The organism is Micromonospora sp. WMMD1128 (assembly GCF_027497235.1).
GTDB lineage: Bacteria > Actinomycetota > Actinomycetes > Mycobacteriales > Micromonosporaceae > Micromonospora.
In genome coordinates this window covers 6,338,870-6,350,577 of record NZ_CP114902.1, presented here as the reverse complement: position 1 = coordinate 6,350,577, position 11,708 = coordinate 6,338,870, and the positions used below count along the sequence as shown (strand labels likewise).

Annotated in this window: 10 protein-coding genes and 1 tRNA gene; 7 read left to right on the top strand and 4 right to left on the bottom strand. The window is 71.6% G+C overall.

From position 1 onward, the window contains the following. Positions 1-64: 64 nt before the first annotated feature. The 3 genes from O7602_RS28825 to O7602_RS28815 form a co-directional block, all read right to left on the bottom strand. Positions 65-871, bottom strand: a complete 807-nt coding sequence (locus O7602_RS28825) for a WecB/TagA/CpsF family glycosyltransferase (protein ID WP_281585734.1) — start codon at positions 869-871, stop codon at positions 65-67. Then, positions 868-1,959: an NAD-dependent epimerase/dehydratase family protein gene (locus O7602_RS28820; protein ID WP_281585733.1), complete on the bottom strand. Its 1,092-nt coding sequence runs from the start codon at positions 1,957-1,959 to the stop codon at positions 868-870. The genes O7602_RS28825 and O7602_RS28820 overlap by 4 nt, the downstream gene beginning before the upstream one ends. An 89-nt stretch (positions 1,960-2,048) precedes the next feature. Continuing rightward, a tRNA-Leu gene (locus O7602_RS28815) sits at positions 2,049-2,134 on the bottom strand. Between the two features lie 209 nt (positions 2,135-2,343). Here O7602_RS28815 and O7602_RS28810 point away from each other — a divergent pair. The 7 genes from O7602_RS28810 (at position 2,344) to pknB (ending at position 11,288) form a co-directional block, all read left to right on the top strand. After that, positions 2,344-3,150 carry a DUF3662 and FHA domain-containing protein gene (locus O7602_RS28810; protein WP_281590595.1) on the top strand — a complete coding sequence of 269 codons (807 nt, stop codon included), beginning with the start codon at positions 2,344-2,346 and terminating at the stop codon, positions 3,148-3,150. 6 nt (positions 3,151-3,156) lie between these two features. Continuing rightward, positions 3,157-3,645, top strand: a complete 489-nt coding sequence (locus tag O7602_RS28805; RefSeq protein ID WP_281585732.1) for an FHA domain-containing protein — start codon at positions 3,157-3,159, stop codon at positions 3,643-3,645. Beyond that, on the top strand, positions 3,642-5,093 hold the full coding sequence (locus tag O7602_RS28800) for a PP2C family serine/threonine-protein phosphatase (protein ID WP_281585731.1): 1,452 nt from the start codon (positions 3,642-3,644) through the stop codon (positions 5,091-5,093). The genes O7602_RS28805 and O7602_RS28800 overlap by 4 nt, the downstream gene beginning before the upstream one ends. A gap of 139 nt (positions 5,094-5,232) precedes the next feature. Then, positions 5,233-6,612, top strand: a complete 1,380-nt coding sequence (locus O7602_RS28795) for an FtsW/RodA/SpoVE family cell cycle protein (protein ID WP_281590593.1) — start codon at positions 5,233-5,235, stop codon at positions 6,610-6,612. Continuing rightward, entirely contained in the window at positions 6,609-8,114 is a 1,506-nt protein-coding gene (locus tag O7602_RS28790; RefSeq protein WP_281585730.1) for a penicillin-binding transpeptidase domain-containing protein, read from the top strand. Before O7602_RS28795 ends, O7602_RS28790 begins: the two co-directional genes overlap by 4 nt. Before the next feature lies 1 nt (position 8,115). Continuing rightward, a complete protein-coding gene (locus O7602_RS28785) occupies positions 8,116-9,474 on the top strand; it encodes a serine/threonine-protein kinase (protein WP_281585729.1) in 1,359 nt (452 codons plus the stop codon). Beyond that, positions 9,471-11,288, top strand: coding sequence for a Stk1 family PASTA domain-containing Ser/Thr kinase (pknB, locus tag O7602_RS28780; protein WP_281585728.1), 1,818 nt, complete (start codon positions 9,471-9,473; stop codon positions 11,286-11,288). The genes O7602_RS28785 and pknB overlap by 4 nt, the downstream gene beginning before the upstream one ends. 138 nt (positions 11,289-11,426) lie before the next feature. Here the strand turns inward: pknB and O7602_RS28775 are convergent, their stop codons facing one another. Next, complete coding sequence (locus tag O7602_RS28775; protein WP_281585727.1) at positions 11,427-11,708, bottom strand: hypothetical protein; 282 nt, start codon at positions 11,706-11,708, stop codon at positions 11,427-11,429.

The window sequence follows — 11,708 nt, the reverse complement described above, 5'->3', positions numbered from 1 at the left end:
ACTTCGACGCGCACCGAATCCGGGGCGGCACCCCGCTTACCCCCGAACGTCTCCCCGTAGGGGATCAGACGTCGAAGGTGGCGGGGCGTCCGGTGGCCGGCGCCGGCGGCGTGGCCTTCCACAGGCCGGTCTTCTGCGCGGCCAGCCGGGCCAGGTAGGCCGGGTTGAGGATGACGTAGCGGCGCCACAGCCGCTTCGGTTCCAGCCCGAGCCGCCAGAACCACTCCAGCCCGGCGCGCTGCATCCACGGCGGCGGGTTGCGCAGCAGCCCGGCGTGGTAGTCGAACGCCGCGCCGACCGCCATCAGCGGCATGTCCAGCAGCGGTCGCATGGCGTACGCGAAGACCTCCTGCCGGGGGCAGCCCAGCCCGACCAGGACGAGGCGGGCGCCGCTGTTCTTGATCCGGTCGGCGATCTCGGTGTCCTCGCCGGGGTTGGCCGCCCGGAACTTGGACGGCTCGACCCCGGCGATCTTCAGCGCGGGGAAGGTGCGTTCCAGCGCCGGGATCAGCCGGGCCAGGGTCTCCTCGGTGGAGCCGTAGAGATAGACCGGCAGCCCTTCGTCGGCGAACCGGGCGAGCACCCGGAGGGTCAGCTCCGGGCCGTAGACACGGTCGGTGAGGCCGGCGCCGTGCAGCAGGTTGAGCGCCCAGCGCACCGGCTGCCCGTCCGGGGTGACCACGTCGAACGAGTTGAGCCGGGCGTTGTGCGCCGGATCGAGCACCCCGGTCATCACGCCGTGCACGGCGAGCGCGGTCAGGGCCAGCGGGTGGCGTTCGCGTGCGGCCGAGACCACCGCCTCGGTGGCCCGGGTGTAGTCGGTGGCGTCGACGAGCACGCCGAGCACGTTGCGCTTGGTGTCGACGGTCATGCCTTCGGCACCCACTTGTCGACGTTCGCCTCGTAGATCTCGCGGAGGATCATCGGCACGTCGTAGGTGATCTTCCAGGCGGGGTAGTGCTCCTCGAACCGGGCCATGCTGCTGACGTACCACTGGTGGTCGCCGGTGCGGGCCTGCTCGACGTAGTTGATCCGCGCCTCCCGGCCGGTGATCTCCTGGGCGACCCGGAACGCCTCGATGTGCGAGGTGTTGGAGTGCCGGCCGCCGCCGAGGTTGTAGACCTGGGCGGAGCGCGGCTCGCGGAAGAACGCCTCGAACGCGGTCAGGACGTCCCGGGAGTGGATCGCGTCCCGGACCATCTTTCCCTTGTAGCCGAAGAGGTTGTACGTCCGGCCCTCCATCACGCACCGCATCAGGTACGCCAGGAAGCCGTGCAGCTCCGCCGCGGAGTGCGCCGGGCCGGTCAGCGTGCCACCGCGGAAGCAGGCGGTCTTCATGTCGAAGTACCGGCCGTACTCCTGGACCATCACGTCGGAGGCGACCTTCGAGGCGCCGAAGATCGAGTGCAGCGACTCGTCGATCGACATGTCCTCGGTGATGCCGTCGTACCAGTGGTGGTCCTCCGGCAACTCGTAGCGGGTCTCCAGCTCGATCAGCGGAAGCGTGTTCGGCCGGTCACCGTAGACCTTGTTCGTGGAACAGTGGATGAACGGCGCGTCGATCGCGTGCCGCCGGGTGTTCTCCAGCACGTTGAGCGTGCCGCCGGCGTTCACGTCGAAATCGGTGTACGGCTCCTTGGCGGCCCAGTCGTGGCTGGGCTGAGCGGCGCTGTGGATCACCACGGCGATGTCCCGGCCGTACCTGGTGAAGACGCCTTCCAGACCGTCCCGGTCGCGGATGTCCACCGCGTGGTGGGTGTACGCGGGCCCCAGGTCGGCGGCGAGGCGGTCGAGGCTCCAGGCGGTCGAGCCGTCCTCGCCGAAGAAGTATCGCCGCATGTCGTTGTCGATGCCGACCACGTCGAGGCCGAGGCCGGCGAAGTGCCGGGCCGCCTCGGAGCCGATCAGACCGCCGGAACCGGTCACCAACGCGACACTCACACGCCACTCCTGGTCCATGGGAGGCAGGGAAACCACCGGAGCATAGCGTGACGTCCGCTGCGTCCCGATATGGTGCGAGGGCCCCGCAGCCTGCGGAGCCCTCGTGATGGTGGGGATGGGGGGAGTTGAACCCCCACGTCCTTTCGGACACACGGACCTGAACCGTGCGCGTCTGCCATTCCGCCACATCCCCGTGGCGCGACCGGGGACACCGTATCCCATCCCGAACCCGCCATCTGCGCCGGGTGCCGGGACATATTACGCTGTCCACTGGTCATGCCACGGGCGATCACCGTCCGTGGCGGACGAAACTGTAGCACGCTCGCGGGCCTGGTCACGAACGGGCCGTCGGCAGCCGGCCGAGCGGCGTGTGAGCTGCGGAGGCGGTGTCCGGATACCATCATTGCCTCGGGACCCGAGGAGGAGCCGGTGAGCGTGCTGCAACGCTTCGAGAAGCGTCTGGAAGGCCTGGTCGAGGGGGCCTTCGCCAAGGTCTTCAAAGGGGTGGTCCACCCCGTGGAGATCCTCAACGCCATGCAGCGGGAGGCCGAGGCGCACAAGGCGATCCTGGCCGGTGGGCGCACGTTGGTGCCCAACCGCTACGTGATCGATCTCTCGCCGTACGACCACAGTCGGTTGGCGCCGTACGCCGCCGCGCTGGCCCAGGAGTTGGCCCAGTCGCAGGCGGAGTTCATCGGCGAGCAGGCCTGGACGGTCTACGGCGACGTGATCGTCGAGGTCGAACGTGGTGAGGGACTGGACACCGGCATGTTCCGGGTGACCGCCGAGGTATACACCGGCGGTGACGTCGCCCCGGTCTCCGCGCCGGGCGGCTACGACTCCGGCGGCGGCTACGACGCCGGCCCGGCGTACCCCGCCTACGACCAGGGCGGCGGCTACGGCCCCCCGCCCGGCCAGGGCGGCGGGCGCAACGTCCGTCTGGTCTCCGGCGACGGTCGCACCTACCCGCTCCAGATGGGCTCGACCGTGATCGGCCGTGGCGACCAGGCCAACCTGCGCCTGCCCGACGTCGGCATCTCCCGGCGGCACGCCCGGCTGGACTTCGACGGCGGCCAGGTGGTGCTGACCGACCTGGGCTCGACGAACGGCACGATGGTCAACGGCCAGCGGGTGTCGGCGGTCGCGCTCAACCCCGGCGACATGATCCAGCTCGGCACCACGACGCTGACCTTCCGCGTGGACGGCTGATCCCCGTTGCCGGAGCTCGTCATCACCGTTGCCCGGTTCGGATTCCTCATCCTGCTGTGGATCTTCGTCTTCACTGTGGTCGGCGTGATCCGCCGGGACCTCTTCGCGGGGGCCCGGTCGGGTCGGCTGGTGGCCGCGCCACGCGGGGTCGGCGCGTCGACCGGCCAGCCCGCCGGCAAGCCGGCCAAGGCGAAGCGGGGTCGCGCCGCCCACCAGATGGTGGTCACCGCCGGTCAGCTGGCCGGCACCCGGATCACCCTCGGGGAGGCCCAGATCACGATCGGACGGGCGGAGGACTCGACCCTGGTGATCACCGACGACTACGCGTCGGCGCGACACGCCCGGCTCGTACCCCGCGACGGGCAGTGGTACGTCGAGGACCTCGGATCGACTAACGGCACGTACCTCGATCGCGCTAAGGTCACCGGACCAACCCCCGTCCCCCTCGGCGTGCCGATCCGGATCGGCCGCACTTCCCTCGAATTACGGCCATGACTCTGACCCTGCGCTACGCGGCCCACAGCGACCGCGGTCTGATCCGAGACGGCAACCAGGATTCCGTCTACGCCGGACCGCGGCTGCTCGCCGTTGCCGACGGCATGGGCGGCATGGCCGCCGGTGACGTCGCCAGCAACATCGTCATCGGTGCCATGGCGCCCCTCGACGAGGACGTCCCGGGTGACGCCCTCGTCGACGCGCTCCGATCCGCCGTGGGCACCGCCAACCAGCAGCTCCGCGACACCGTGGACGCCAACCCGCAGCTGGAGGGGATGGGCACCACGCTCACCGCGACCCTCTTCTCCGGCAGCAAGCTCGGCATGGTCCACATCGGTGACTCGCGGGCCTATCTCCTGCGCAACGGCGAGTTCGCGCAGATCACCAAGGACGACACGTACGTCCAGATGCTCGTCGACGAGGGCCGGATCAGCGCCGAGGAGGCGAGCAGCCACCCCCAGCGCTCGTTGCTCACCCGCGCGCTCGACGGCCGCGACATCGACCCGGAATACAGCGTCCGCCAGGTGCTGCCCGGCGACCGCTACCTGATCTGCTCCGACGGCCTCTCCGGCGTGGTGAGCGCGGACACCATCGGCGACACCATGCGGGAATACCCCGACCCGCAGCAGTGCGTGGAGCGTCTGGTGCAGCTCGCGCTCCGTGGCGGCGGCCCGGACAACATCACCGTGATCATCGCCGACGCGACCGACCAGGACATCGTCGAGGCGTCCCCGATCGTCGGCGGCGCCGCCGCCCGGGACCGAGGCATGGCGACGTCGGCCGACGACTCCACCCCGGCGGCCCGTGCCTCGGCGTTGTCCGCCCCGCGCACGCCCGCCCCCGAGGAGCCGGCCGACAACCGCGACGACGAGCCCGAGCAGCGTCGGCGGAAGCCGCTGCGGACGGTGGCGATGGCGCTCGCGCTGGCGGTGATCGTCGGCGGTGCCGTCTTCGGCGGCTGGACCTACACCCAGCGGCAGTACTACGTCGGCGCCACCGACGACGGCCAGCTCGCGGTCTTCCGCGGGGTGCCCGGCCAGGTCGCCGGGCTCGACCTGTCGGACGTGCACGCGCGCAGCGCGTCCCGGCTCGACGACCTGACGCTTGCCGCCCAGGAGCGGGTGAAGCAGGGCATCCAGGCCAAGAGCGAGCCGGACGCCGAGCGTCGGTTGGCGGAGCTGACGAGCGACGACCCGGCCAACCCGAACCTGAAGCCGCTCTGCCCGCCCGACCCGACGCCCGGCTCGACCCCGGTGGCGACGCCGACCCCGGCGCTGAGCCCCAGCGCCGTTCCGCCGACCCCGGCACCAGGCGGGCCGACCCCGACACCCGGCTCGCCCACCCCGGTGGCCGGTACGCCGACGCCGACGCTGACCATCACGCCCGACGCCGTAGCCTCCGACACCGTTCCGCCGGCCGATCCCGCCGGTTGCCGGTCGCCGGAGTGAGCGCCGGCTCGATCCCGAGGACTCATCCGTGACCGCAGCCGCCGCACCGGCAGCCTCGCCCGCCTCGACGGGCGAGCAGTCCGGCGTACGCCTGGCCCGGTCCCGGCGTAACGCCGAGTTGTCCCTGCTCCTGCTCGCCATGGTGCTGGTGGCGGCGTACGCGGCGATGGTCGAGGCGAAGGCGCTCGACACGGTCACCCCGGACTTCTGGATCCCAGCCGCCGCGCTGGGGCTGGTGTTCCTCGGCCTGCACGTGGTGATCCGCTGGCTGGCGCCGTTCGCCGATCCGGCGCTGCTGCCGGCGGTGGCCCTGCTCAACGGCATCGGGGTGGGCTTCCTGCGGCGTTACGACCTGGCCGAGGCCGCGCCGGCGGAGCGGGAGGACCTGGCCATCTTCGCCGGCACCGGTGGCCGTCAGCTCGCCTGGACGCTCGCCGCGGTGGTGCTCGCCGCCGCGCTGCTGGCGATCCTGCGGGACCACCGCACGCTGTCGCGGTACGCGTACACCCTGGGACTTGCCGGCATCGTGCTGGTGATGATCCCGGCGGTGCTACCCGGTCGATTCTCCGAGATCAACGGCGCCAAGCTGTGGATCAAGGTGGGCGGGTTCTCGATTCAGCCGGGTGAGTTCGCCAAGCTGGCCCTGCTCACGTTCTTCGCGTACTACCTGGTGCGAAAGCGCGAGGTGCTCTCGCTGGCGAGCCGGCGGGTGCTCGGCATCGACTTCCCGCGTGGGCGCGACCTCGGCCCGGTCCTGGTGGTCTGGTTGGTCAGCCTCATGGTGCTGGTCTTCGAGAAGGACCTGGGCACCTCGCTGCTCTACTTCGGCATGTTCGTGGTGACCCTCTACATCGCCACCGAGCGGGTGAGTTGGCTGCTCATCGGTCTGATCCTGTTCTTCGGCGGCGCCTACCTGGCCTACGTGCTGGGCAGCACCGTGGGGGGCCCGTTCGCCAACTTCTACGACCGGGCGCAGATCTGGCTCGACCCGTTCGCCGAGCCGTACGACCGCGGTTACCAGTTGGTCCAGGGCCTGCTCACGCTCGGCACCGGCGGCCTGTTCGGGGCCGGGCCGGGCGGTGGCCAGCCGAACCTGCTGCCCGAGGTGCAGACCGACTTCATCTTCGCCGGCATCGGTGAGGAGATCGGCCTGTTCGGTCTCTCCGCGCTGCTCGTGGTCTATCTCCTGATCGTCGAGCGGGGCCTGCGCGCCGCGCTTGCGGTGCGGGACTCGTTCGGCAAGCTGCTCGCCGGCGGCCTGGCGTTCACGCTCGGCCTCCAGGTCTTCGTCATCGTCGGCGGGATCAGCAAGCTCATCCCGCTGACCGGGCAGACCACCCCGTTCCTCTCCGCCGGTGGCTCCTCGCTGATGGCGAACTGGCTGCTGATCGCGGTGCTGCTGCGGGTCTCCGACGGTGCCCGCCGACCGGTGACCGGGGGCGGTGGCCCGGCGGCCCGGCCCACCGGTGGCCCGCCCGAGCAACTGCACGGTGCCCCGACGGAGGTGATCCGGCCGTGAACGCGCCCCTGCGCCGCGTCGGTGTGGTCGTGATGATCCTGTTCGGGTTGCTCTTCGCGAACCTGAACTGGATCCAGGCCTACAAGGCCGACGAATACCGCACCAGCGACTACAACGGCCGGGTCCAGGTCGCCGAGTACGACCGCAAGCGCGGCAACATCGAGGTCGGCGGCACCGCGTACGCGCTGAGCAAGGAGACCGGCGGGGAGCTGAAATACCTGCGCACCTATCCCAAGGGGGAGATGTACGCGCACGTGCTCGGCTGGAAGCCGGTCAACGGCAGCGCGAGCGGCATCGAGCGGTTGGAGAACGACTTCCTCGCCGGCACCAGCGACGCGCTCATCGCCAACCGGATCAAGGACATGTTCACCGGTGACGAGACCGGTGGCGGCAACGTGCTGCTGACCCTCTCCAAGGGGGCCCAGGAGACGGCGTTCAAGCAGCTCAACAACAACGAGGTGGGGGCGAAGAAGGGCGCGGCGATCGCGATCGACCCGCGTACCGGCGCGGTGCAGGCGCTGGTGTCGATGCCGAGCTTCGACCCGAACCCGCTGGCGAGCCACTCCAGCACGGAGGCCGACCGGGCCTACAACGCGCTGGAGAAGGACAAGGACCGGCCGCTCGCCAACCGGGCGCTGTCCGAGGTGCTGCCGCCCGGCTCCACCTTCAAGATCGTCATGGCCGCGGCGGCGCTGGAGAACGGCATCGGCCAGCAGACCCAGATCCCGGCCGGGTCGAGCTACACCGCGCCGGGCGCCGGGGTGCCGATCAAGAACGCGGCCCCGTCGATCTGCCCGGAGTCGCAGGTGACCCTGCGGGAGGCGGTGACCGAGTCCTGCAACACCGGTTTCGCCCAGCTCGGCGTGCGCCTCGGCGCGGACAAGGTCAAGGAGAAGGCCCAGCAGTTCGGCTTCGAGCAGGAGGACCTCACGGTCGGCCAGCTCGGCGAGGGCGGCCTGCCGGTGGCGGCCAGCCGCACCGGCGACATGCAGAACCCGGACGGCAGCACCGACCCGGCCGCGCTGGCGCAGTCGTCGATCGGCCAGAACAACGTGCGGATGACGCCGTTGCAGGGCGCGCTGATCGCCGCCACGGTCGCCAACGGCGGCAGCCAGATGCGTCCGTACCTGGTGAAGCAGTTGCTCGGGCCGGACCGCACCACGGTCTACGACGCCGCCAAGCCGCGCGAGCTGCGCCGCCCGGTCAGCGGCCAGGTCTCCGCCGACCTGCGCGACATGATGCAGAACGTGGTGAAGGAGGGCACCGGCCGCCGGGCCGCCATCGACGGCTTCGTGGTCGGCGGCAAGACCGGCACCGCCCAGTCCGGCCCGGAGACGCCGGACCACGGTTGGTTCATCGGGTTCGCGCTGGACAAGGACGGTACGCCGCTCTCCGCGGTCTGCGTGGAGCTGGAGCAGGCCGGCAGCGGCGGCAGCTCCGAGGCGGCCCGGATCGCCGGCCGGATCATGGCGGCGGCCATCGCGGATTCCGGGAGGCGCTGACGTGCTCGGCCCGGGGGTGCAGCTCGGCAACCGCTACCGGCTCGACGAGCGGATCGCCAGCGGTGGCATGGGCGACGTCTGGCGCGGCACCGACCAGGTGCTGGGCCGGACGGTCGCGGTCAAGAGCCTGCTCCCCGCGCTGCTCGACGAGCCGGGCTTCGCCGAGCGGTTCCGCGGCGAGGCGCGGACCATGGCCACCATCAACCACCCAGGCGTGGTGGACGTCTACGACTTCGGCAGCGACCAGCAGATCGCGTTCCTGGTGATGGAATACGTGGAGGGCGACGCGCTCTCCGCCACGCTCGGCCGGGTCGGCCGGCTCACCCCGGCGCGCACCATGGCGTTGCTGGCCCAGGCCGCCGACGCGCTGCACGCGGCGCACGAGAAGGGCATCGTGCACCGCGATGTGAAGCCGGGCAACCTGCTGGTCCGGCCGAACGGCACGCTCGTGCTCACCGACTTCGGCATCGCCCGCTCGGAGCTGGTCGGCCAGCTCACCGCCGCCGGCTCGGTGCTCGGCACCGCCTCCTACATCTCGCCCGAGCAGGCCACCGGCGCGGTCGCCACGCCCGCGTCCGACGTCTACGCGCTGGGCGTGGTCGCCTACCAGTGCCTGGCGGGCCGCCGCCCCTTCGAGGGGGACAATCCGCTCGAGATCGCGATGAAGCACGTGCGGGACACTCCCCGGCCGCTGCCCGCCGACATCCCGCCGCAGGTGCGGGCCATCGTCGAGCGGGCCATGGCGAAGGAGCCGGGGGCCCGCTGGCCCAGCGCCGCCGCGTTGGCGAGCGTCGCCCGTCAGGCCAAGCTCGCGCTCTCCCAGCAGGCACGCGGCGGGCGCCCGATCTCCGGCGTACCGGCCTCGCCGGCCGCGCCGCCCGCTCGGGCGCAGGTGCCGACCGCCGCGCCCCGCCCGCAGCCCCGGCCGCCGGTGGCGCCGGCCCGGCCACCGGTGGCGCCGCGCCCGACCATGGTCGCGCATCCGCTTCCGCAGCCCCGCCCACCGGTGGGGCCGCGCGGCGCGGCGCCCGTCCCGCAGCAGCCTCGCCCTCCGCACAATCCCCTGGCGTACGCTCGCCCGTCCGCGCCGCCGCCACCAGCGCCCCGCCGCTCCCGCTCCGGGCTGTGGACGACGGCGATACTGGTGGCGGTGCTGGTCATCCTCTGTTCGGGCGTGATTTCGTTCTGGTACCGGAAATACGTGGCCGGCGCTCCCGGTCCGGCGAGTGTGAGCGTGACCTCCGGCGCGGTGCGCGCGTACGGGGACGACTATCCGGTCCGCACGTCGTACCGTCGTGAGGTACGCCTCCAGCCGGCCGGCGGCGGTACGACGACGAGCGAAGGACGAGAGACGCGATGACAGCGCAGGCCCGCCTGCTCGGTGGCAGGTACCAGGTCGGCGAGCTGCTGGGCTACGGCGGCATGGCCGAGGTGCACCGTGGCCGCGATCTGCGGCTCGGGCGGGACGTCGCGATCAAGATGCTTCGTGCCGACCTGGCCCGCGACGCCACGTTCCAGATGCGGTTCCGCCGGGAGGCGCAGAACGCCGCCTCGCTCAACCACCCGGCCATCGTCGCCGTCTACGACACCGGCGAGGAGACCGCGCCGACCGGCGAGACGCTGCCGTTCATCGTGATGGAGTTCGTCAACGGGCGGACCCTGAAGGAGGTCCTCGGCGTCGAGGGGCGGCTCCAGCCGCGCCGGGCGCTGGAGATCTGCGCCGACATGTGCGCCGCGCTGGAGTTCAGCCACCGGCACGGGATCATCCACCGGGACATCAAGCCCGGCAACGTGATGCTCACCCAGACCGGCCAGGTCAAGGTGATGGACTTCGGCATCGCCCGGGCGCTCGCCAGCGGCGCCACCACCATGACGCAGACAAGCGCGGTCATCGGCACCGCGCAATATCTTTCCCCCGAGCAGGCGCGCGGCGAGTCGGTGGACGCCCGTTCCGACGTCTACGCGGCCGGGTGCGTGCTGTTCGAGCTGCTCTGCGGGCACCCGCCGTTCGTCGGCGACAGCCCGGTCAGCGTCGCCTACCAGCATGTGCGGGAGCAGCCGCCGACGCCGAGCACGATCAACCCGGACGTGAATCCGGCGGTCGACGCCATCGTGCTGAAGGCGCTGTCGAAGAACCCGCTCAACCGCTACCAGAGCGCCGGCGAAATGCGGGCGGATCTGCTCCGCGCCGCCGCCGGCCGCCCGGTGCTCGCCACTCCGGTGATGCCGGCCGAGGAGACCATGCCGATGGGGGCCGCGGCGGGCGGCTTCCAGGCGGCGCAGCAGACCCAGATGATGGGCCCGCAGACCCGGCAGCAGGCGCCGGCCCGGGTGGGTGACCCGCGCAAGCGCAAGAGTTCCTCCTGGGTCATCGCCACGTTCGCCGCGCTCGGCGTGCTCGCGGTGATCGCGCTGGGTACGGCGCTCTGGCTGAACCAGGCCGGCAACGACAAGGTGTCCGTGCCGCAGCTCGTGGACCGCACGCAGGCCGACGCGCAGGCCGAGCTCACGAAGGCCGGGCTGCGGTTCGCCGCCGGCACTCCGGTGCAGAACACCGAGTGCAAGGAGGGCACCGTGGTCGGGCAGAGCCCCGGTCCGGGCCTCCGGGTGGAGAAGAACAGCGCCGTCACGATCCAGATGTGCACCGGCCCGGGCGAGGTCACCATCCCGGAGGGGCTGAAGGGCGGCACCTTCACCAGCGTGGAGGCCCAGCTGAAGAGCCTCGGGCTCACCGTCGACCGCAAGGACGTGAGCGACGCGGCGCCGAAGGACCAGGTCATCGACGTGACGCCCAAGGAGGGCAGCACGGTGGCCCCGGGGAGCAAGGTGACCCTCGAGGTCTCCAAGGGCAACATCAACGAGGTGCCGAACGTCCGCGGCTACACGGAGGACCAGGCGAAGCAGCGGCTGGAGGACGCCGGCTACGACGTGAAGGTCCGGGACGGCGACGAGGTCGAGCCGGCGAAGGCCGGCAAGGTGAGCCGTCAGTCGCCGTCCGCGGGGACCAAACTGGCCAAGGGCTCGACCGTGACCATCGAGGTCGACGTGCCGCTTGAGGAGGAGTCCGAGAGCCCGTCGCCGAGCGCGACCCCCAGCGCGTCGCCGAGCACGCCCGGCGCCGGTGGTGGCGGCGGTTTCCCGTTCCCGTCCGTCCCGCCCACCCGCGACCGCTGATCCCGGCCGACACGACGTGGCGGTGCCCCACCCGGGGGGCCGCCACGTGGCGTACCGGAGGGCTTCAGGCGGTGGCGAACGCGGCCAGGCGTCGCGCGTCGACCTCGGGCGGCCACCACCGGGGCCCGGGTCACGGGGTCACCTGCCCGGAGTGGAGGGTGGGGCGTTGTTCGTCTCGATGTCGTAGGGGAGTTCCTCGTCCTCGTCCGGCTGCGCGGTCGGGTCGGTCAGCTCTCCGCTGCCGCCGCCGGGGACGCCGGAATCCTGGGTGACCTGCACGTCGTCGAAGGGCAGCAGCGGCTCGGCCCACGGGAAGACCACGAGCCAGAGCAGGGCGACGGTGGCGACGGCGAGCAGCATCGACCCGATCAGCTTGCCGGGCAGCCCGAACGGCAGCTTCCGCCAGATCCACGAGTACAC